Genomic DNA, 20294 nt, shown 5'->3' with positions numbered 1-20294 from the left:
CGGTTCCGATGCTCAACGGCCGCCGCCGCCCATGCCCACGCCGCCATAGCCGCCGGCGCCGAAATCGATGGTCATGGACGGCGATCCGCCTTGCTGGCCCTTCGACAGCGATCGGTCGAAGTTCTTCATCGCCGCCACCGCGGTCTTGCCGTCCGTGCCGGTGACAGTCGGCAGGCCGGCCGGCGCGTCGGGGTTGATGATCTGCATCTGCGTCACGGTGGCCAGCGCCACACCGCGCTGGCCGTCCCATACAGGCGTGGTCGTCATGCACGCCGACAGGCCGAGGCAGGCCAGGCCGCCCAGCACCACGACGGTGGCGCCGCGCGAAAGCTTCAGGGTCTTGTTCATGGTCGTTCTCCGGTTCTGCGGTTGGCGCGGCGCTCAGTTGCCGCCCGATGCGGTGCGGCCGGTGGCCGTGGCCCTGGCCTGAGCGAGGCGGGCAGCGGTCGCCTCGATGCGGGCAATGCGCGCGGCGGTGTCTTCGGCCGGTGCTGTCGCCACCGCGGCCGCCGCGCTGTTGCGGGCCGGCGCGGCCGGTGCCGCCGGGGAGGGCAGGGACGGAGGCGGGCTGGCTGCCGCCGCGGCTTGCGGCGCGGCCGGCGCCGGTTCCTCCAGCGGCCTGCCGGTCGGCACCGCTGAAACCGCGGTGGCCGGCGCGCCTTCGCTGCGCGGTGCCGCCGGCGGTGCGGCGGGCACCGCGGCCGGCGCGGCGGGCTGCGACGGCGCCGGGGCCGGTTGGGTCGGACGCTTGCCGTCGCCTTCCATATTGCCCATGAAGTACAGCGACAGCGGGTTGGGAGTGGAGAAGCTGTCGGTCGGCAGCGGGTAGTTGCTGGTCTGCATCGGCTTGACCAGGCGCGGCGTGATGATGAACACCAGCTCGGACAGGTCCTGCTGGTATTGCGTGCTGCGGAACAGCGTGCCCAGCACCGGCACTTCGCCGGCACCCGGCAGCGCCTTGAGCGAGCCGCGCGCGCTGTCGGTCAGCAGGCCGCCGATGGCGAAGCTCTCGCCGTCGCGCATCTGCACCGTGGTGGAGGCGCGGCGGGTGGTAATGACCGGCAGCACGGTCTGGCCTGACAGCGTGCCGCCACGGATGGTGGCGCCTGTGGGCGAGAGTTCGGATACCTCGGGCGCAACCTTCAGGTGGATGCGGCCGTTGGCCAGCACCGTGGGCGTGAATTTCAGGCCCACGCCGAACTCTTCCTCCTGCAGCGTGACGGTGCCGGCCCCGTTCAGCACGTTGGCCTGCGCCACCGGGATATAGATCTTGCCGCCCGCCAGGAAGCTGGCTTCCTGGCCGCTGATGGTGACCAGGTTAGGCTCGGCCAGGATCTTGACCAGGCTGTCGTTTTTCTGCGCGTCGATGGCGAACTCGAACGGCCGGTTGTTGGCCTTGCTGCCGAAGATGGCTGTCGACGCGCCGGTCAGCAGCGACGTCACCAGGCCGCCGCTCCAGGAGCCGAAGCCGCCCTGCAGGTTTACCGAGGAACCGAGCTGGTTCAGCAGTGTCTTGGACACTTCGGCCACCTTCACTTCCAGCATCACCTGCTGCGGCGTGTCGACCGACAGCATGTTCAGCACGCTGCCTTTCTTGTTGCCATCGCCGCCCTGCGCCGCATTGGCGTAGGCCTGCGCGATCTCCATGGCCTGCTGCGCCGCCTGTGCGTTGGTGACACTGCCGGTCAGTACGAGGTTATCCGCGGCGGTGGTCACGCGGATGCCGGGCTCGCCCGGCAGCAGCTGGCCGAGCGAGGTCTGCAGCCCGCCGGCATCGGCGTTGACCACCACGTTGATGATGCTGCAGCTGCCACTGCGGCCCTGCACGATCATGTTGGTGGTGCCCACGGTGCGGCCCAGCACATAGAGCGTCTGCGGCGACACCATGGTGGCCTGCACCACGTTCGGGTTGCCAAGGGTCCGGTTGCGTACCGGCTCCTGCAGGTTGATCAGCTGCGACTTGCCGACCGGCACGATCACGCTCGATTCACCGCGGATGGCGCCGGTGCAGTTGGGGCCGCGCGCCTCCGCGACAGGCGCGGCAGGGGCTTGTGCGGCCGGCGCGGCGGCGCCGGGCGTCATGCTGATGGTCATCTGCATCGGGCCCTGCGGTGCCTTGGCGGCGGCTGGTGCGGTGGCCTTGGTCAGGTTGCCTGCCTCGAGCGCGGCCTGCGCCGCGGCGGCCACAGGCGTGCAGAGGATGGCGGCCAGCACCAGGATGCGGGTGCCGCCCGCGGCGTCGGATCGTGTCTGGTTCATTTTGAATCTCCCCCCGGAGAGGCTGTGTTGCAGCTCAGAATTCGTTGGATGCCGTGGTGCCGGCGCTCAGAAGCACTCGACGCCGCCCTGCATGCCAGCGAGTACGCCGATGCAGTTGCCGCGCGCGGGGGCTGCCGCCACCGTGCGCGTCTTGACCACGGTACGGGTCTCGGTCTTGGTCACGACCTTGGCCGGTGCCTCCGGTGCCTTGCCCAGCAGCGTGCCCTTGGTGGCGCCGCCTGTGCTGATGTCGGCCACGTCCAGCTGGTTGCGCAGCACCAGCGAGAGCGTGCCCACGCTGCGTGCCACGTCGAGCTTCTCGGCCTGGTCGGGCGTGACTTCCAGCGTCACGGCGTTGACCACCTTGGGCTGGGTTTCGTCACGGCTGACCTGCTGCGCGACCGCCAGCACCAGGATCTTCTCGAGCACGATCTTCGAGATGCTGCTGTTCTGGTTGGTCTTCGCTTCTTCGTTGGTGTTGACGATCACGTCGACGTAGTTGCCCGGCAGCGCGAAGCCGGCCACGCCCACCACGTCGTTGACGCGGACGGTGATGGCGCGCTTGCCGTCGTTGATCACCGCCGACAGCCCGCCCTTGGTGCCGACCGGGGCCAGCTTGGCGTCGAGAATGGGTTCGCCGCGCTGCAGGCTGGTGCGGACCACGCGTCCTTCCAGCGCCTTCAGGTCGGTGAAGGCGCCGGGCGGCACGCTGCCCGCCGGCCAGCTGACCATGCGCAGCTGGCCGCCGTTGAGCGGCTGGCCCAGATTGAGGTCATTGGCCGCCACCACTACCTGCTTCACGGAGCCGGACGACTGCTGGACCAGCCAGCGCGACGCCGATACCACTGCCGCCACGCCGGCGACCAGGGCGATCAGCAGCATCAGGATTGCGCGTGTGTTTTTCATGATGACTCTCCCCTACAGTTGTTCCGAGTATTCGGTCGTGCAGTTCAGCTGGCGGCGCGGTGATCGTCCGCCCATCGGTGGGCGGCGCCCAGGTGCGGCATCGGTTCGGCCGAGCTGCGCAGTCCGTAGTAGCTCTGCCACGCCGACAGCAAGCCGGCCTCGGTGACTTGCGTGGCCTGGCCGTGGTAGCGCACGCCCGAATCCACCAGGCGCAGCAGGTCGCGCGGGATGCAGGCAAGCAGCGGCGTATCGCTGGCGTAGTGCAGGCTGTCCACCAGGAAGTCGAAGACCGCGTCGGTGCTGGTCAGTCCGAATTCGGCGGCGGTGCGGTGATACACCTCGCGGTAGTCGTCCACCGACAGCGGCCCCACATAGAGCTTGCTGCCCAGTCGGCGCAGGAAGGCATCGTCGCCCAGCGCCGCCGGTTCGAGATTGGTCGAGAACACCGGCCAGACGTCGAACGGCACCGAGAAGCGCACGCCCGTGTTCAGCGTGAACATGTCGACTGACCGGTCCAGTGGCACGATCCACCGGTTGAGGAGGTCGGCGACACCGACTAGCTGGCGGCCCAGGTCATCGACGATATAGATGCCGTTGTTGGCCTTCATGTGCGGGGGCGCCTGGTAGAAGCCCGACGTACGGTCATAGCGCAGGTCCAGCATCGACAGCGTCAGCTCGCCGCCGGAAAGCACCACCGGTCGGTGGCACAACGTCCAGCGGCGATCCAGCGAGCGGTGCGCCAGCGATGTTTCGCTGTCGTCGAAGGGGACATGGACCAGCGGGTCGAACACCTGGATGATCTCGCCGCCCACGGTGATGGCGTGTGGCACGGGCACCGCGCCCGGCAGCAGCGTACCCAGCCGTTGTGCCAGGTAGGTCTTGCCGCTGCCGGCCGGGCCGTAGATCATCAGTGCGCGGCAGGTGTTCAGCGCCATGCCGATCGAATCCAGCAGATGCACCGGAATCACCAGGTCATGGAACGCCGCGGTGACGTCCGCCTTGGTCACGCTGGCGTGGCTGACCGAGTGGTGCTTGACGGCATCGAGGTAAGCGTCCAGCGTGACCGGCGCCGTGCCGACATAACTGCAGCGCGCCGCGGCTTCGGCAGCGCGGGCATAGCCGGCATCGGTCAGGCGGAAGCGCACGTCCAGGTCGCTGGCGCCGCGGTGCGCGATCTCCAGCAGGCGCTCGCGCACGGCGACCGACGCGATTTCATTGACCACCAGTGCCGGCAGCTTGAGGGTGTCGGTCAGCACCGCCAGCGTGACGGTGCGGTGCTGGTAGGCGGCCTTCATCAGCAGCCCGAGCAATTGCGCTATCTCCAGCCCGGTGTCGGCGATCGTGCGCGGCAGCACATGCCACGGCGGCAGCGGCGGCGTGCCGTGCTCGGCACGAACATTCCTGCCGGTCGCCACGGGCTCGAGAAGCCTTGGTGCGTGACCTGTGTCGTGATGCTCGTTCATTGCCGTCCCCCGTTCCCTGGTCAGTTCGTTCTCATTGCCGAAGGCCCCGCTGCCCGCGGTGCTTGCATCATGTGCCTGCAAAGAGCATGGTCAGCGTTCCCGCGGCAATCGCTACGCCGTAGGGCATGGAGCCGGCAGACTCCGTGGCCTGGGACGGCGCGGACCTGGAGACAGGCGTCACGGAGGCTTTCAGCATGTGTCCCACGCGGGCGAGGGTGGTGCGCCCCTGTCCGGTCGCAAACACCTGGATCAGCGCCCACAGCCCGCCGATGACGAAGGTGGCCAGCGCGATCTTCAGGGCCATGCCGGCGCCCAGCCAGGCGCCCACGGCGGCCATCAGCTTGACGTCGCCGGCGGCCATGCCGCGCAGCAAGTAGAAGGGCAGGAACAGCACAAGGCCCACCGTCCAGCCCGACAGCCACGCCAGCCCGCCGGCCGCCACGCCGTGCACGGCCGCCATCACGGGCAGCGCGGCGATCCAGGCGCCGAAGGTCAGCCAGTTGGGAATGCGCCGCCGGTTCAGGTCGATGGCCGCGGCGGTGAGCACGATGCCGATCGTGGCGGGACCGATGAAGGGCGCGAGGGCGGTGGCGGCTTGCATGGTGATGGGCGCTGGCGCTTGGTTGTTGTCAGGTATGGGCAGGCTGGACGCGGATCCGGATAGAGTCCCTTAGGGCATCTTTCCGGCGATTCGCTCGTACATGCCTTGCACGGTCTCGCCGAGCGTCACCACGGAGCCGAAGATGGCCATGGCGATCAGGCTGCCGAGCAATGCGTATTCGATGGACGTGACACCGTCGTCGTCGCGCAGAAAGTCTGATGACCTGGCGAGGAGCTTCGACATTTGGCGTCTCCGGTGTCTGTATGGATGAGTTGCTTGGATGGGCCTACCGCATGGCTACCCGGAGCCGGGTAGCCATGCGCGCGTTGCCAACTATCAGCCGCCAGCGCCAGGCAGGGCGTTGGTGAGGGTGTCGCCGATGAAGTCGAAGATGATGTTCAGGTTGGTGCCGATCAGGCGGACCGAAACGATGATCACAACGGCGATGAGTGCGGCGATCAGGCCGTATTCAATGGCGGTCACGCCGTCTTCGTCACGGATGAATTGCTTGAACATGGTGGTCAGGTTTTGCATGACAGACTCCTTTGGTTGGGAACAAGCACTGCAGGACTACGGAACTGCGATAGGGCTTTGGATGGCACCGGATATCAGCGCCTGGAAACCCGGCAACAGGGCGGGGCGCAGATCGCGCAGGCATGAAACGGCCACCGGCCGGGACCGCCGTGCTCGATGCGCGGGTTGCGTGACTGCAACCGGCGTTGCGCCGACGCATGCATGCACCGCGCGGCGTGCTGTACGTGGCCGGAGCGAGCCATGCAACGGAACGGCGCGCTGCCGCTGCCTCTGGCGGCAGCAGCGTGGCCGGCATTCCGGTGTGACATCGCAGGTTGGCGCACGACTGGCATGGTGAGGCTCCCCATATTGTTCTTGGTTCGATGCCGGCGAACGTTGCGTCGGCATTGCGGCAACCAGGACTGCGCTGCCGGACGCCTGACATAGGCAAACGGCGGGCCAGGGCAGCGCAAACCTTTGCCCCGCAAGGGTTTGCGGGTGGCGCTGCGTGCTCGGTGCGGGGCTGGAGGGCCTGCAGGGGGCGTTCCGGCGGGGCTTCGTTGCTGGGTGGAAACGCGGGACGCGCAAGACCATTTCAGCGCACGCTACGCATGTTCTAGATCGCGCAGCATGCGTATCGGCGCCGGGTTGACGAAAAGAAGGAGCCACTTCATCCGAAAGCATGAGGCGGTGTCCGGGTCACGGGCCGGTGTACGCCGCGGCCGTTCGACTTCGTGCCATCGCTGGTGCCTTTTGCCGGTGCGGGCCAGACTGACGGATGAGGGCGCCTGCCAAAGGGGCTGCGTTTCCGGATAGAAACGTTGCGAACACGAGCCGGCGTGCGAGAGCGCTGGCAGCGGCCCCGGGCATATCCCGGAAATCCTTGTGTGGCGCGCCTTGCAGCCATGCGCAGCGACGTGATTCAGCTTGGATACATGGGGCACGAAAGTGCGCTTCTGCGTTGCTATCGCAGGCGGGCGCGAAGGCGGCTGCCATCCTGTGCATGGGGAAAACGCATCGTGGCAAAGCCTGCGTTCGTGCCGCCACGTGCCGTGGCGGCGCCTGCCGGACGTGCGTTCGAAGAGCGTTGGCCAGGCGCTGCGATGCTCGCTCGCAAGGACGAAAGGCGGGAAGCGGGGGAGGCAGTGACGGCTGACGTGCCGCAGGGCTGCGGGGGTGCGGTATGCGGACGGTGGCAGCGGCAGGGCGCGCGCAGCGGTTCCAGACAGCGCTGCGGCGCGCAGGCATTGAGCCATGGCCCGACTCGCCGGGGCCATGCAGCCCGGGTCAGCCGGATACGCGAACAGGCGTGCTGGCGGCGCCCCTAGCGTTCCCGGACATAGGCGACGGCAACGTCATCCTCATGCACTTTTCGCCAGCCGGGCAGGCCATGGATCCACTTTGATGCAGGACTCGCGGGTTCCAGAACCGCCCACCGGATCTGGTATTCGTCGAACATGGCCTGCAGCACCTCGGCGTCGCCAGAATACGCTTTCATGTACCTTCGCACGAAGGCGTCGCCGTAGAGATCGGCGCGGCCGTCGATGAGTGGGGGAATGCCGGAGAAGATCAGGTAGCCGCCGAAGTTGTAGCTGTTGAAGACCGGCCCTGCGCCGCCCGCCGCCATGGCCGCGCTGACGGCCTCGCGGGGCTGGATGCGTCGATGATCGTGCTGGATGCCCCGCGCAAGCAAGATGATGCTGGACATGAACAGTGCCAGGCATAACGCGGTAAGGGTGCGAAGCACCAGTGGCGACAGGCGCAGCCGGATCTCCGGACGGATCGCCGCGCGCAGCTGGGGGCCAACGCTCGGCATCAGCAGCAGCGGGGCCAGCAGTCCCAGCAGTTCGGCGTAGCGTGCCGCGATCAGCGCCAGGTGGACCAGGCCGAAGCACATCACGATCCGCATCGCCGGCAGGCGGAAGCCGAAGTACAGCGCGCCGAACAGCACAAAGCCCAGCCACAGCTCGATCGGCTGGACCAGGCGGAAATCCGGTGCCTTCCACTCGCCGATGACGCTGAGCGTATAGCTCATGCCGGAGACGTGGAAAGGAAAGAGCAGGCCATCCAACCCGTGCGGCGTCATCAGGCCCGCGACGATCGTGCCTGCGACGAAGGGCGCCCATGCCTTCGCGCTCTGGACCGGTTGCTTCTCGGTGAGGATGGCCTCGGCGGCAAGTGCAACCGCCAGCCCGATGCCGAGCACGAAACTGCCATGCAGGTTGGCCCAGGCCAGCATGACGAGCAGCGCCCAAAGGCTGGGCCGCTTGCCTTGTTCGCGTGCCAGCACCAGGTGGGCGGTCCAGATCACCATCAGCGGCCAGGCCATGGCGTGGGGGCGGGCAACCAGATGCTGGGCCAGAGTCAGGAAGGTGAGCAGGGTCCCGCTGAACGCGTGCAAGGGCTCGACATAGCGCAGCAGGAACCGCAACAGCACGGTCAGCGTGATGGCGGCCGCCAGTGCGGTGACCAGCACCGGCCCGGCCCAGCCGAGCCAGGCATGGGAGGCCGCGAGGATGACTTCGGCCAGCCATTCATGTGGCACCCATTTGGCGCCGTGAAACGAGAAGGAGAATGGATCGGTGGCCGGCACGGCCAGGTGGGCAAGCATCCATTTGCCCGCGGCGATGTGCCACAGCGTATCGGCGTCCACCAGCAGGCGGGCGCCGGCAAACGAGAGGAGCGCGAATACGCTGAGCCCGTAGAGCGCTGGCCAGAACCACGGCTGTCTGGCGCACTGCTGCAGCATGCTGTCCGTGCCGGTTTCCCCGACCCAGGTGGTATTGGTTTTCATGGCGTCTCGCGATGGCTACGATGCTGGCCCGTTCTTACGATCCGGCGCGCACTTCCCCAATGCGGCCCGCGGGCGCGTTGCCTGCTTGCAAAGAGCGCGCCATTGTCGGAAAGGTCCAGGTTCTAAGCGGTTTTTCAGGGGCGGTGCGCGGGGGGCGGCCTGGTTCTATGGCGATGGATCCCGGCCGTCGTTTCCGCTTCGAATCGTGCTTAAATTCTGGTTGAACGATGGCCTGTGAACGGAGATTGGCGATGTGCCGCTGGTTCTGCGCCGAAAGGATGAGCCGGATCACGCCGCACCCCGTGCCTTTGGCGGAGCCGGCCGCGAAAAGCTGCGGCCTGGCCATGACGGACCGGACCTCGCCAGGCACGTGTCGGCCGGCGCAACGCGTTTCAGGGGAGAAACGCGGACCAGGGCGCCGGGAGGCGAGGCGTCGCCCGAGAGCCGCCGGAATCCAGACGGCGTGCGGGCGCATGGCCACACCGGCTGGTGATTCAAACGGGAAACGCTCGCACAAGGTGGATTGGTGCGCCTGGACAGCGATCTCCGTGGTGCTTGTATATCCCTGGTCGGCTGACCAGAATGAAGCGAATGCACCGATGCGTCGCTGCTGCACTTTCGACAGCAACGCGGCCACCAGCAGGGCGCGGCAGGACGGCAGTCGCACGACGTGCAGTGCCATCCGGCGGCCGCGCCGATAACAAGACCATGCGCAGGGCACGACGCCGTCCACCTGCGCCACGCCGTCCGGGGAGAGCATCATGTCGGGTCCATACGAAAGCAGGCTGCTGTCTCTGGTGGTGCCCTGCTACAACGAGTCCGAAAGCATTGGCAGATTCTTCGACAGCGTGATCCCGGTGCTGGAGTCGATCGACGCGACCCGCTTCGAGATCGTGCTGGTGAATGACGGCAGCACCGACGACACGCTGGAGCAGCTGATCGCCTATTCGCACCGCGACCCGCGCGTGCGCGTGGTGGACCTGACGCGGAACTTCGGCAAGGAGGCAGCGCTGACGGCGGGGCTCGACGAGGCCCTGGGCGATGCGGTGATTCCCATCGACGCCGACCTGCAGGACCCGCCCTCACTGATTCCCGAACTGGTCAGACGCTGGCGCGAAGGCGCCGAGGTGGTGCTGGCGCAGCGCAGCAGCCGCGCCTGCGATTCGTGGCTCAAGCGCGCGACCGCAGGGGCGTACTACCGTGTCCATAACAAGCTGTCGGACCAGAAGCTGCCGGTGAATGTGGGCGATTTCAGGCTGATGGACCGGGTCGTGATCAATGCGCTCAAGCAGATGCCGGAGCGCCGGCGCTTCATGAAGGGCCTGTTCGCCTGGGTAGGCTACCGCACCGTGATCGTGCCATACGAGCGCGAGCCCCGCAGCGCGGGGCATTCCAAATTCTCCGGCTGGCGCCTGTGGAATTTCGCGCTCGAGGGCATCACCAGCTTCAGCACCATGCCGCTGCGCAGCTGGACTTATATCGGCGTGGCGATCGCGCTGGGCGCGTTCGGCTACGGCGCTTTTATCGTGGCGCGCACGCTGGTGCTGGGCATCGATGTCCCGGGCTATGCGTCGCTGCTGTCGGCGCTGCTTTTTCTCGGCGGCATCCAGCTGATCGGCCTGGGCGTGGTCGGCGAATATGTCGGCCGCATCTACGACGAGGCCAAGGGCCGGCCGATCTACCTGGTGCGGCGGCGCTACCAGGAGACCGGGCAGAGCAGGAGCCTGGCGTCGGGACGGCGCGTGATCCGGATCGACCGCGGGCAAGTCAGCAACGGCCGCTGAAGCATGCTGCCGCCTGGGCCCCGCCGCAAAATCAGTCGCGGTAGGTCCAGGCCCGGTGCAGCAGGTACGTGAGCACCGGCACAGTCAGCACCACACCCGCCAGGCCTGCCCAATAGCTGGCCCCAAGCCGCTGCGCGGTCCACGAGATACCCACGGTCAGCGCCAGCCCCAGCAGCGAGACGCCGGCAAAGCGCCCCAGGGTGCGATGGCGCAAGCGTGACGAGAAACTCCACAGGGTATTGAGCAAGTACGAGCACACCGTGGCGGAAACGAAGGCGATGCCGTTGGCCGCCACGGGCGAGGCGTCGAGCACGCTCACCAGCGTCGCAGTGATGGCGACATGCACGCCGGTCGAAGTGGCGCCGGAAACCAGGAACCGCGTGAATTGGCGCAGCCCGGGCGCAGTGCCGCTGGCGTTCACGATGCGCGCAGCACGGCCATCAGCGAAATGCCGAACGGCAGCGACCCGCGCGCAAGCCAGTGGCGTTCGGTGCGGAACACGCGGTGCAGCGCGCCGTTGACGGGCGCGGGCGGGAGACCGGCGCCGCTCGCATGGCGGCTGCCGCATAGCCGGTCGCCAATGCGCGCGGCAACCGCGAGCGGGAACAGCATCGTATTGAAGTACGACATCCGTTGCACGCGCAGGCCGCAGCGGCTGGCCAGCGCGTGCAACGAGCGCTTGCTGTAGCGGCGCTGGTGATGCAGGAAGACGTCGTGCGCGCTCCACAGCCACTGGTAGGCGGGCACGGTGATAAAGACCGTGCCGCCCGCCTTCAGCAGCCTGGCGGCGCAGTCGAGCGAGCCGGCATCGTCGGCGATGTGCTCGAGGCAGTCGAGCAGGCAGACCAGGTCAAAGCTGCGCTCGGCAAACGGCATCTCGTCGGGGCACTTGCCGGCGCGCAGGTCGTAGGCGTCGCCGGTTTTCTCGCGCGCCAGGCGCAGCGCGGTGCCATCCATTTCCACCGCGCTGACCTTGCCGAACTGCGACAGCATCGCGAGGTTGCCGCCGGTGCCCGCGCCGATCTCGAGGATCGACGCATGGCGCGGCAAGTCCAGCCCGGCGAGGATGGCGGCGACGATCTCGCGCCGTCCACGGAACCACCAGTGGCTGGCTTCGGTGTCGGCCATCTCGAGGTAGGCGTCAGGGGACATGAAGAGATCCTTAAAAGAGAAGGTGTCGCGTGCTAGCCCTGCACGCAGATCAACCCCAGATCTCCCTTCTTCACCTGCAGCTTGTAATCCCGCATCAGCCGGAACAGCGTCACTCGCGAGATGCCGAGTTCGGCGGCCACGTCGATCAGCCGTTCATGGTGCCGCTGCAGCGCTTCGACGATGGCATGCTGCTCGGCGGCTTCGCGGATCGCGGCCAGCGTCAGCGGGCGGTCGTCGGCGGGCGTGGCCAGTTCCAGGTCCTCGGGCTGGATCACGCCGTCTTCGCACATCGCCGCGGCATGGCGGATGCGGTTGATCAGTTCGCGCACATTGCCGGGCCAGGTGTGCAGCTGGATCGCGCGCAGCGCCATCGGCGAGAAGCCGCGGATGCGCGCCGGCGACTGCTTGCGCACGGTGTCCAGCACATGTTCGGCGATCAGCAGGATGTCGCTGCCACGCTCGCGCAGCGGGGGCTGGCGCACGCGCAGCACGCACAGCCGGTGATACAGGTCGCCGCGGAAGCGCTCGGCGGCGATCGCCGCTTCCAGGTCGACGTGCGTGGCGGAGATGATGCGCACATCCACCTCGACCGACTCGGTGCCGCCCAGCCGCTCGATGCGTCCGGTCTCGAGGAAGCGCAGCAGGCTGGTCTGGCTTTCGATCGGCATGTCGCCGATTTCATCGAGGAACAGCGTGCCGCCCTGCGCCATCTCGATGCGGCCGGGCTTGCGCTTGGTGGCGCCGGTGAAGGCGCCGCGCTCATAGCCGAACAGTTCCGACATCAGCAGCGTGGGCGGGATCGCCGCGCAGTTGACCGCGATGAAGGGGCGCGAGGCCCGCGCCGAGGCGCGGTGGATGGCCTGGGCGGCGAGTTCCTTGCCGGTGCCGGACTCGCCCGAGATCAGCACCGGCGTGTCCCAGCGCGACACCTTCTCGATGCCGCGGAACAGCGACTGCATCGCCGGGCAGCTGCCGATCATGCCATCGGGGCGGGCGGTGCGCGGGGCCTCATGCTGCGCGCCGGGCCGCAGCCGGGCCATGCCGAGCGCATGGCCCAGGGCCTCGGCCAGGCGTGGGTGCTCGAGCGGGGCGGTGTGGTAATCGACGAAATACAAGCCGAGCAACCGGCGCGCGCTCTCGCTCAGCGCGTGCTGGCCGGCGACGATGCCGATCCAGCCGATATGCGGCTGCGCCAGCCAGGGCTCGAAGGCTTCCAGCTCGGCATCGCCAAAGCCGCCTTGCAGGTCCAGCAACGCGGCCAGCGGCTGGTTGCCCGGCGGCAGAGCCTGCAGGTCGTGCAGGTTCGACGCGAAGCTGATTTTCCAGCCACGCTGGGCGAACAGCCGGCACAGCGTGGCGTCATGGTGCTGCGACAGGTACAGCAGCGGGCGGTTGGCGTACGCGCTCATGAGATTTCCCCGGATTCTTGTTTTTTCGGAACTGGCGGCCGGCATGGCCGGCCGCTCGCCCCGTTGGCTCTAAGCCTTGCACCGGCCGCATCGTGGCGATGCCGCGCGGCGCGCTCCCCAATTTCTGTTGTTTCACCCCGTTCTGCTGCCGCGGGACGCCGCGTTGACCGGCATGCCGCGGGATTCAGGTGGCACGGGCCGCTGGCTTGCGCTCGCGGCCCGTGTTCCTGAATGACCTCCGCTTTATCTTGTCGGCGCCGAATGTCATGGCTGGTGCCGATGCGGGCCAGTTCCTGCCGCGTGGCCCTCGCTTACAGCGCCAGTCCAATTCCCCGCCCTGGGTTGCGGGATCGTCCTGAAACTGATCCTCGGCGAACGCGTGCCAGTATGTTTGCCGCTCTCGTTTCAGACTTCCCCTTTGTTCCGGGCTTCTGTTCGCGCCGACATATCTGCGACGAATGTGCCAGAGTGCGCTAAGTCATTGAAAAGAAAGGAAAGGAAATGTCGCGAGCGGCGCATTGCCGGCTACGCGCGAGCCAAAACGTTCCGCTCCTGTAACCTCGAGCGCCAACCTTATGTTGCGACGCAAAAAGTTCCCGTGGCGCCAGGCGATGTCCCAGGCACTGAATGAGTGCCTGACGTGTTGGGATCGCCATTTTTCGAAGCGTCGGGCCACCTGAACGAGGGGAGTGCAAAATCTGAAACGCTCGCGGCTGAGGGCTCCGATACTGCACGGCACCGCCCTTCGAGCAGTTTCATTTCCGTTACAAGGATTTGAAGTGCATACATCTTTCGCTGACAGTGGGCGACACTGCCGACCTCAGCCTTTTGGTGCCACACGTACGCTGGCAGCGGCGGCGCGATGGAGACAATCGGCGTGTTGACAGGCCTTCGCACGAATCGCGGCCGGACGTCTCAGCCGCTTCTCATCTGTTTGGATGGGGTCCGCACGTTTTACAGCGCGGCTGGCACGCTGGTCAAAATGGTTGCATCCGTGAAACTCGGCACACCGCGCCGACGCAGTGGCGATGCCTGGAATGGTTGTTGGCGGCGGGGGCGGCGCAGGCACCGAGGCCTTGATTTGGCAGGCCTAGACGAAAATGATTCGTATTGCCAACATCGCCGCGCCAAACAATTTCACGGATGAAACGGCCCGGCATCGCCGGCGGCGGCATCCGCGTGCGCGCCTTCCTGCCGCACCTGTTCCTGCAGCCAGGCATGGAACTGCTGGATGGCCTTCTCGCGCGGGTTGCCTTCGCGCCAGGTGACCCAGTAGTGCAGGCTCGAAGGGATCCGGGTGGGCCCGATCTGCACCAGTTCGCCGCTGGCCAGATAGTCGTGCGCCAGCTGCGCGCGCGCCGTGGCCACGCCCAGCCCGGCCACGGCGGACTGCAGCATCAGCCCGGCGTCCTGGAAGATCGGGCCGCGCTCCGGTTCGTCGCCGGGCAGTCCGGCGGCTTCGAGCCAGTCGCGCCAGGGGCGCAGCGCAAAGCGCAGCATCGGCAGGCGCGGCACGTCGGCCAGCGTAAAGCCCGGGTAGCGCGCCAGCAGCGCCGGGCTGGCCACCGCGATCACATGGTCTTCGATCAGGTTGTGGCACTCGAAGCCGGGCAGGTCGATGCGCTGGTGCCAGATCCCCACATCGACGCTGTACGGGTCGGGCGGCGTGATCTCGGCATGCAGCCGCAGGTGCAGGTCCAGCGACGGCACCTGGGCGTGCAGGCTGGGCAGGCGCCGGATCAGCCAGGCATTGGCCAGGTCGGCCATCACGCTGACCTGCAGCCGGATCACCGGCGGCCCGGCGCTGTTGCCGGCCTCGCGCAGCGCGCTTTCGATGTCGTCGAGCGCGCCGCGCACCTGTTCGGCCAGCCGCGCGCCCACGCTGGTGGGTGCCATCTGGCTGCCGCTGCGCTGGAACAGCTTGGTGCCGAGGCTGGTTTCCAGCGCGCGGACATGGTGGCTGATGGCGCTGTGGGTCAGGGCCAGTTCCTCGGCCGCGCGCGAGAAGCTGCGGTGGCGCGCGGCGGCTTCCAGTGCACGCAGCGCTTGCAGCGGCGGCAGATGGACGGGGCGTTGCGGGGATCTGGCGGGGGTTTTGGCCATGGCCGTCAAATTCTACTCACAATTGCCGCGGGTATCTTTCGTTGGCTTTGCCCCGGGATGGGGAAGACAATGCAGGCCATCATGACGACTTCGACTTCAAACTTGTCTTCCGCATCCTCGCAGCGCTCGCACGCGCAACCGGCCGCCGCTGCCGCGTCCAGTGCCCGCTGGCGCGTGCTGGTCGTGTTCTCGCTGGGCTTCCTGGTGTCCTATGTGTTCCGCGGCGTCAACCTGGGTTTCGCGCCGCACCTGACGCGTGAACTCGGCCTCAATGCCGGCGACCTGGGCCTGCTCACCAGCTTTTATTTCCTTGGCTTTGCCTGCGCCCAACTGCCGGCCGGCATCCTGCTGGACCGCTACGGTCCGCGCCGCACCGAGGCGGCGATGCTGCTGGTGGCCGTGGCCGGCTCGCTGGTGTTCGCGCTCGCGCCCGGCATGGCCGGGCTGGCCGCGGGCCGGCTGCTGATCGGCGTGGGCGTGTCGGTATGCCTGGGCGCCGCCATCCAGGCACTGTCGATGTGGTTCCCGCTGTCGCGCATGCCCCTGCTCAACGGCGTGGTGATGGCCATCGGCGGACTGGGCGCGGTGCTGGTCGGCACGCCGCTGTCGTGGCTGCTGTCGCTGACTGACTGGCGCACTGTCAGCATCGGCCTGGCCGGCGTGTCGCTGGCAATGGCGGCGCTGCTGTGGTTCAGCGCGCCGGACAAGCCCCGCGTCGGCAAGGAAAGCCTGCGCGAGCAGCTGCGCGGCACGCGCCAGATCCTGGGCAGCGAGCGCTTCTGGCGCGTGGTGCCGCTGACGCTGCTCAACCAGGGCGTGTTTCTGGCGGTGCAGACGCTGTGGGTGGGTGCCTTCCTGCGCGATGTGTCCGGCTACGATGCGGGCACCGGCGCGCGGCTGGTGTCGGTGATCGGCTTTGCCATGATGGCCGGCTGCGTCGGCTCGGGCTGGGCCGCGCGCCACCTGGAACGCCTGGGCGTGAGCCTGTATGCCTTTGCCGGGGCCGGCATGACCGGCTTTATCGTGATCCAGCTGCTGCTGATGGCGCAGGTGCCGCTGCCGCCGGTGCTGCTGTGGGCCGCCTATGGCGTATTCGGTTCCAGCGGCATCCTGACCTATGCGGTGCTGGCGCGCAGTTTTCCCGATGCATTGATCGGCCGCGCCACCACGGCGCTGACGCTGACCGTGTTCCTGTCGACCTTTGCCTGCCAGGTGGGCGTCGGCTTCGTGCTGGACCTGTGGCCTGCCACCGGCGGCCATTACCCGAAGGTGGCACATCTGGCGGCGTGGTCGGGGCTGGTGGCGCTGCAGGCGCTGGCGGCGGTGTGGTATGCGATGGGCGGGCGGCGCGGGCGCCGCGAAGCGGTTGCCGCCCGCTGAACCGGTACCAAGGACTATAGAAACACCGGACGATCGTCCAGCTCGTTCGGGTTGTGCCCTCCGTCCGACGGGAAGTGCGTGGCCAGCAAGCCGTGGATGCGCGCCACCGTGGCCAGCACCGGCCGCACCGACAGGTCCTGCCTGAGCCCTTGTGCCAGTTCGTCGCACAGTTCGCGCCAGGTGACGGGCCCCACGCTGGCGTCGATGCCGCGGTCGGCCAGCAGTTCGACGGCGTGGTCGGCGAGGTTGATGTAGAGCAGCACGCCGGTCTTGTCGGCAGTGTTCCAGACCTCGAGCGCGCCGAACAGGAAGCGCGCGCGCTCGCGCGGGGTGACCCCGGCCCAGGCGTCGCCGACCGGCAGGCTGGCTTCGATCACCACGCGGATCTCGCCGCGGTGGCTGGATTCGCCGGCATGCACGGCGTGGTGCAGCTGCTGCTGCGCTTCCGGTGGAAAATGCTTGCGCGTGGTGGCGGCGGTGGTGGCGATATGGTGCAGGGCGCGTTTGAGATGCGGCATGGTTGTCGTTCCTCGTGCTGTCACCAGTTGCCGGAGGCGCCGCCGCCGTCGAAGCCGCCGCCGCCTCCGCCGCCAAAGCCGCCGAAGCCGCCGCTGTCTCCGCCCCCGCCGAAGCCGCCACCCCAGCCGCCGCTGCGCCGACCCCAGTCTTGCCCGATGGTGTAGCCGCCCAGGCCGCCGAGGCCGCCGGCGATCACGTCGCGGCCGCGCCGGGTGGTGACGATCTGCGGCCCGCGCCGGCGCAGGATCGCGCTCAGGAAGAAGAACACGATGATCGCCAGCGGCAGCAGCGCCGGCAGCCAGTCGTCAAGCGCCGAGGCCTGCTGCGCCTTGCGCTGCGGCGCTGCCAGGCCCTCCTTGTCGATGGTGGCCTGGATTGCCGAGATGCCGGCCGCGAGCCCGCCGTAGAAATCATTCTGGCGGAAGTGGGGCGCCATCACGTCCTGCAGGATGCGCTTGGACATGGCGTCAGTCAGCGACCCCTGCACGCCGCGGCCCACCTCCAGCCGCATCTTGCGCAGGCCCGGTGGGTTGTCCTTGGCGATCAGCACGATCACGCCGTCGTCGATGCCCTGGCGCCCGGCGCGCCAGGCGTCGGCCACGCGGATGCTGTAGGCGTCGATCGGTTCCGGATCGGTGGTCGGCACCATCAGCACGAAGATCTGGCTGCCGCGCTGCTGCTCGTACTCGGCCAGCACGTTTTCCAGCGCGCCGCGCTGCTGCGGCGTCAGCGTGTTGGTCAGGTCGGTGACGCGCTGGGTCAGCGGCGGCACCGCGACGAAGCCGTCGGCGGCCAGCGCCGGGCCGTAGAGCAGGGCGCCCAGCCACAGCAGGGCGGCGGCCAGCCAGCCGTGCCGCGCGAACCAACGCCGGGGGTGGCGCATCGCTGCCATTCCGATCAGAACTTGACCGCGGGCGGGGTGGAGATGGCCTTCTCGTTTTCCACGGTGAACGAAGGCTTGACCGGGTACTTGAAGATCATCGCCGTCAGGTTGGTCGGGAAGCTGCGCGCCAGCACGTTGTACTGCTGCACGGCGGCGATATAGCGCTGCCGTGCCACGGTGATGCGGTTCTCGGTGCCTTCGAGCTGCGATTGCAGGTCGCGGAACGAGGCATCGGCCTTGAGCTGCGGGTAGTTCTCGGACACCGCCAGCAGGCGCGACAGCGCCCCGGACAATTCCCCCTGCGCCTGCTGGAAGCGCTTGAAGGCTTCGGGGTCGTTCAGGGTCTCGGGCGAGACCTGGATGCTGGTGGCGGCGGCGCGCGCCTTGGTCACCGCTTCCAGCGTCTCGCGCTCGTGCGAGGCGTAGCCCTTGACGGTGTTGACCAGGTTGGGGATCAGGTCGGCACGGCGCTGGTACTGGTTGATGACTTCGCCCCAGGCTGCCTTGACGGCCTCGTCCTTGGCCTGGAAGTCGTTGTAGCCGCAGGCGGACAGCAGGCTGGCCATGACCGCCAGCACCAGCCAGCGCAACACGGACAGGGGCGAGCGGGTGGGCAGCGGAGTGGGCAACGAAGGGGACAAGAATGCGCGCATCGGAGGCTCCGGCGATTGGACGAAACCCAAGTGTAGCGCACCGCCCTTGTGGTCAGGCGTGCAGCAAGCGGCGCACCATGCGCCGCCTGCCGCGAACCGCCTCAGGCCGCGGCGAAGGCCTTGCGCGCGGCGTCGAAGGTGGCGTCCAGGATGGCGTCGTCGTGCTGCGCGGAGACGAAGCCGGCTTCGAACGCCGAAGGCGCCAGGTAGACCCCGTGGTCCAGCATGGCGTGGAAGAAGCGGTTGAAGCGCGCGGTGTCGCTCTGCGTGACCTCGGCGAAGCTGCCGGGCACGCCGTCGCGGAAATAGAGGCCGAACATGCCACCGACCGCATCCGCGGCGAACGGCACGCCCGCCGCGCGCGCGGCTTCGGCCAGGCCGTCGGCCAGCTTGCGCGTCTGCGCGGCCAGGCGGTCATAGAAGCCGGGCGCCTGGATCAGCTTGAGCGTGGTCAGGCCCGCCGCCACCGCCAGCGGGTTGCCCGACAGCGTGCCGGCCTGGTACACGCCGCCCAGCGGCGCCAGGCTGGCCATGATGTCGCGCCGGCCGCCGAAGGCCGCCGCCGGCATGCCGCCGCCGATGACCTTGCCCAGGCAGGTCATGTCGGGACGGATGCCGTAGTGCGCCTGCGCGCCGCCCAGCGCCACGCGGAAGCCGGTCATGACTTCGTCGAAGATCAGCACCGCGCCGTCGCGGCTGCACAGTTCGCGCATGGCCTGCAGGAAGGCAGCGCTGGCGCGCACCAGGTTCATGTTGCCGGCCACCGGCTCGACGATCACCGCGGCGATCTCGCCGGCATGCCGGGCGAAGGCCTGTTCCAGCTGCTCGACGTTGTTGTACTCCAGCACCATGGTGTGGCGCGTCACGTCGGCCGGCACGCCGGCCGACGACGGCGCGTTGCGGGTGGTGTCGGCAAAGGTCAGCAGGCCGGAGCCGGCCTTGACCAGCAGGCTGTCGGCGTGGCCGTGGTAGCAACCCTCGAACTTGATGATCAGGTCGCGGCCGGTGAAGCCGCGCGCCAGGCGCAGCGCGCTCATGGTGGCTTCGGTGCCCGAAGAGACCAGGCGCACCTGCTCGATCGACGGCACCAGCTTGCAGATTTCCTCGGCCATGGTGATCTCGGCCTCGGTCGGGGCGCCGAACGAGAAGCTGTGCGCGGCGGTTTGCTGGACCGCGCGCACCACCTCCGGATGGGCATGGCCGACGATCATCGGGCCCCACGAGCCGATGTAGTCGATATAGCGCTGGCCGTCCGCGTCCCACATATACGGGCCCTCGGCGCGCGTGATGAAGCGCGGCGTGCCCCCCACCGAACGGAAGGCGCGCACGGGCGAATTGACGCCCCCGGGAATGGTCTGCTGGGCGCGGTCGAAAAGCTGCTGATTACGGGACATGGCGTTGAGGTGAGGACAGGACTGCAGGGATCGTGCTCGGCAGGCCTCCGGGCCTGGCGTTGACATGCGGCAAAAACAGCGGGAGTTCGCTGCAATTGCCCGCCAATCGTGCGCTAACAAGGCGCTAACGGGTGCGAACACGGCGGAACTGGCACGATTCCGGTCCTCGCGCGGCTGGCGCCGGCGGCACGGTTTCGGTACCATCTGCGCTGGATTTTAATGGAGAGTGGCCAGAGCCTGTTATGGAATACAAGACTTGGATGTGCCTGATCTGCGGCTGGATCTACGACGAAGCCGCTGGCGCGCCGGAAGACGGCATCGCCCCCGGCACCCGCTGGGAAGACGTGCCGATCAACTGGACCTGCCCGGAATGCGGCGCGCGCAAGGAAGATTTCGAGATGGTCGCGATCTGAGCGGCCTCTATTCAGAAGAACAACAACATGGCAGGCGCGCCCGTCGCGCCGATGCGACAGAACGCCGC

20 protein-coding genes are annotated in these 20294 nt (G+C 67.9%); 3 read left to right on the top strand and 17 right to left on the bottom strand.

All coding sequences use genetic code 11. The features are described 5' to 3' along the window. Positions 1–12: 12 nt before the first annotated feature. The 9 genes from LIN44_RS14230 to LIN44_RS14190 form a co-directional block, all read right to left on the bottom strand. Entirely contained in the window at positions 13–348 is a 336-nt protein-coding gene (locus LIN44_RS14230; protein ID WP_227312620.1) for a hypothetical protein, read from the bottom strand. A 33-nt stretch (positions 349–381) separates the two neighbouring features. Further along, positions 382–2259, bottom strand: coding sequence for a type II and III secretion system protein family protein (locus LIN44_RS14225; RefSeq protein WP_227312619.1), 1878 nt, complete (start codon positions 2257–2259; stop codon positions 382–384). A gap of 66 nt (positions 2260–2325) precedes the next feature. Next, positions 2326–3165, bottom strand: coding sequence for a Flp pilus assembly protein CpaB (cpaB, locus tag LIN44_RS14220; RefSeq protein ID WP_227312618.1), 840 nt, complete (start codon positions 3163–3165; stop codon positions 2326–2328). Between the two features lie 44 nt (positions 3166–3209). Next, the gene (locus tag LIN44_RS14215; RefSeq protein ID WP_227312617.1) at positions 3210–4628 is read right to left on the bottom strand and encodes an ATP-binding protein; all 1419 of its coding nucleotides are present in this window, start codon (positions 4626–4628) and stop codon (positions 3210–3212) included. Between the two features lie 67 nt (positions 4629–4695). Next, complete coding sequence (locus LIN44_RS14210) at positions 4696–5229, bottom strand: prepilin peptidase (protein WP_227312616.1); 534 nt, start codon at positions 5227–5229, stop codon at positions 4696–4698. A gap of 69 nt (positions 5230–5298) precedes the next feature. After that, positions 5299–5472: a Flp family type IVb pilin gene (locus tag LIN44_RS14205; RefSeq protein WP_227312615.1), complete on the bottom strand. Its 174-nt coding sequence runs from the start codon at positions 5470–5472 to the stop codon at positions 5299–5301. A 93-nt stretch (positions 5473–5565) separates the two neighbouring features. Continuing rightward, positions 5566–5763: a Flp family type IVb pilin gene (locus LIN44_RS14200; protein WP_227312614.1), complete on the bottom strand. Its 198-nt coding sequence runs from the start codon at positions 5761–5763 to the stop codon at positions 5566–5568. A 1303-nt stretch (positions 5764–7066) separates the two neighbouring features. Next, positions 7067–8536, bottom strand: a complete 1470-nt coding sequence (locus tag LIN44_RS14195; RefSeq protein WP_227312613.1) for a hypothetical protein — start codon at positions 8534–8536, stop codon at positions 7067–7069. Positions 8537–8570: 34 nt separating this feature from the next. After that, positions 8571–9299, bottom strand: a complete 729-nt coding sequence (locus LIN44_RS14190) for a hypothetical protein (protein ID WP_227312612.1) — start codon at positions 9297–9299, stop codon at positions 8571–8573. Here LIN44_RS14190 and LIN44_RS14185 point away from each other — a divergent pair. Beyond that, positions 9298–10320, top strand: coding sequence for a glycosyltransferase family 2 protein (locus LIN44_RS14185; protein WP_227312611.1), 1023 nt, complete (start codon positions 9298–9300; stop codon positions 10318–10320). The two genes, LIN44_RS14190 and LIN44_RS14185, sit on opposite strands and share 2 nt — an antisense overlap. Positions 10321–10351: 31 nt before the next feature. Here the strand turns inward: LIN44_RS14185 and LIN44_RS14180 are convergent, their stop codons facing one another. From LIN44_RS14180 to LIN44_RS14165, 4 genes are all read right to left on the bottom strand, one after another. Then, positions 10352–10741, bottom strand: a complete 390-nt coding sequence (locus LIN44_RS14180; protein ID WP_227312610.1) for a GtrA family protein — start codon at positions 10739–10741, stop codon at positions 10352–10354. Then, positions 10738–11472: a bifunctional 2-polyprenyl-6-hydroxyphenol methylase/3-demethylubiquinol 3-O-methyltransferase UbiG gene (locus LIN44_RS14175; protein ID WP_227312609.1), complete on the bottom strand. Its 735-nt coding sequence runs from the start codon at positions 11470–11472 to the stop codon at positions 10738–10740. Before LIN44_RS14175 ends, LIN44_RS14180 begins: the two co-directional genes overlap by 4 nt. Before the next feature lie 32 nt (positions 11473–11504). Further along, positions 11505–12881, bottom strand: a complete 1377-nt coding sequence (locus LIN44_RS14170) for a sigma-54 dependent transcriptional regulator (protein WP_227312608.1) — start codon at positions 12879–12881, stop codon at positions 11505–11507. Between the two features lie 1137 nt (positions 12882–14018). Further along, the gene (locus LIN44_RS14165) at positions 14019–14984 is read right to left on the bottom strand and encodes a LysR substrate-binding domain-containing protein (protein ID WP_227312607.1); all 966 of its coding nucleotides are present in this window, start codon (positions 14982–14984) and stop codon (positions 14019–14021) included. Positions 14985–15065: 81 nt separating this feature from the next. Between LIN44_RS14165 and LIN44_RS14160 the strand changes: the two genes are divergently transcribed. Then, complete coding sequence (locus LIN44_RS14160; RefSeq protein ID WP_370641575.1) at positions 15066–16364, top strand: nitrate/nitrite transporter; 1299 nt, start codon at positions 15066–15068, stop codon at positions 16362–16364. A 14-nt stretch (positions 16365–16378) separates the two neighbouring features. Here the strand turns inward: LIN44_RS14160 and LIN44_RS14155 are convergent, their stop codons facing one another. The 4 genes from LIN44_RS14155 to hemL form a co-directional block, all read right to left on the bottom strand. Further along, positions 16379–16882 (bottom strand): TPM domain-containing protein, encoded by a 504-nt coding sequence (locus LIN44_RS14155; protein WP_227312605.1) that lies wholly within the window; start codon positions 16880–16882, stop codon positions 16379–16381. 20 nt (positions 16883–16902) lie between these two features. Next, on the bottom strand, positions 16903–17766 hold the full coding sequence (locus tag LIN44_RS14150; protein WP_227312604.1) for a YgcG family protein: 864 nt from the start codon (positions 17764–17766) through the stop codon (positions 16903–16905). A gap of 14 nt (positions 17767–17780) precedes the next feature. Then, positions 17781–18419: a LemA family protein gene (locus LIN44_RS14145; protein WP_227312603.1), complete on the bottom strand. Its 639-nt coding sequence runs from the start codon at positions 18417–18419 to the stop codon at positions 17781–17783. Positions 18420–18520: 101 nt separating this feature from the next. Next, a complete protein-coding gene (gene hemL / locus LIN44_RS14140; protein WP_227312602.1) occupies positions 18521–19813 on the bottom strand; it encodes a glutamate-1-semialdehyde 2,1-aminomutase in 1293 nt (430 codons plus the stop codon). A gap of 242 nt (positions 19814–20055) precedes the next feature. Between hemL and LIN44_RS14135 the strand changes: the two genes are divergently transcribed. Continuing rightward, complete coding sequence (locus tag LIN44_RS14135; RefSeq protein WP_010813017.1) at positions 20056–20226, top strand: rubredoxin; 171 nt, start codon at positions 20056–20058, stop codon at positions 20224–20226. Positions 20227–20294: the final 68 nt, after the last annotated feature.

The sequence above is a fragment of the Cupriavidus sp. MP-37 genome, from assembly GCF_020618415.1.
Classification (GTDB): domain Bacteria; phylum Pseudomonadota; class Gammaproteobacteria; order Burkholderiales; family Burkholderiaceae; genus Cupriavidus.
The sequence above is the reverse complement of the archived record's forward strand: the minus strand, read 5'-3'. Positions and strand labels throughout refer to the sequence as shown.

Coding starts and splice junctions, on each gene's coding strand:
- LIN44_RS14230 (WP_227312620.1), bottom strand. CDS start 348: ATGAACAAGACCCTGAAGCTTTCGCGCGGCGCCACCGTCGTGGTGCTG.
- LIN44_RS14225 (WP_227312619.1), bottom strand. CDS start 2,259: ATGAACCAGACACGATCCGACGCCGCGGGCGGCACCCGCATCCTGGTG.
- cpaB (WP_227312618.1), bottom strand. CDS start 3,165: ATGAAAAACACACGCGCAATCCTGATGCTGCTGATCGCCCTGGTCGCC.
- LIN44_RS14215 (WP_227312617.1), bottom strand. CDS start 4,628: ATGAACGAGCATCACGACACAGGTCACGCACCAAGGCTTCTCGAGCCC.
- LIN44_RS14210 (WP_227312616.1), bottom strand. CDS start 5,229: ATGCAAGCCGCCACCGCCCTCGCGCCCTTCATCGGTCCCGCCACGATC.
- LIN44_RS14205 (WP_227312615.1), bottom strand. CDS start 5,472: ATGTCGAAGCTCCTCGCCAGGTCATCAGACTTTCTGCGCGACGACGAC.
- LIN44_RS14200 (WP_227312614.1), bottom strand. CDS start 5,763: ATGCAAAACCTGACCACCATGTTCAAGCAATTCATCCGTGACGAAGAC.
- LIN44_RS14195 (WP_227312613.1), bottom strand. CDS start 8,536: ATGAAAACCAATACCACCTGGGTCGGGGAAACCGGCACGGACAGCATG.
- LIN44_RS14185 (WP_227312611.1), top strand. CDS start 9,298: ATGTCGGGTCCATACGAAAGCAGGCTGCTGTCTCTGGTGGTGCCCTGC.
- LIN44_RS14190 (WP_227312612.1), bottom strand. CDS start 9,299: ATGATGCTCTCCCCGGACGGCGTGGCGCAGGTGGACGGCGTCGTGCCC.
- LIN44_RS14175 (WP_227312609.1), bottom strand. CDS start 11,472: ATGTCCCCTGACGCCTACCTCGAGATGGCCGACACCGAAGCCAGCCAC.
- LIN44_RS14170 (WP_227312608.1), bottom strand. CDS start 12,881: ATGAGCGCGTACGCCAACCGCCCGCTGCTGTACCTGTCGCAGCACCAT.
- LIN44_RS14165 (WP_227312607.1), bottom strand. CDS start 14,984: ATGGCCAAAACCCCCGCCAGATCCCCGCAACGCCCCGTCCATCTGCCG.
- LIN44_RS14160 (WP_370641575.1), top strand. CDS start 15,066: ATGACGACTTCGACTTCAAACTTGTCTTCCGCATCCTCGCAGCGCTCG.
- LIN44_RS14155 (WP_227312605.1), bottom strand. CDS start 16,882: ATGCCGCATCTCAAACGCGCCCTGCACCATATCGCCACCACCGCCGCC.
- LIN44_RS14150 (WP_227312604.1), bottom strand. CDS start 17,766: ATGCGCCACCCCCGGCGTTGGTTCGCGCGGCACGGCTGGCTGGCCGCC.
- LIN44_RS14145 (WP_227312603.1), bottom strand. CDS start 18,419: ATGCGCGCATTCTTGTCCCCTTCGTTGCCCACTCCGCTGCCCACCCGC.
- hemL (WP_227312602.1), bottom strand. CDS start 19,813: ATGTCCCGTAATCAGCAGCTTTTCGACCGCGCCCAGCAGACCATTCCC.
- LIN44_RS14135 (WP_010813017.1), top strand. CDS start 20,056: ATGGAATACAAGACTTGGATGTGCCTGATCTGCGGCTGGATCTACGAC.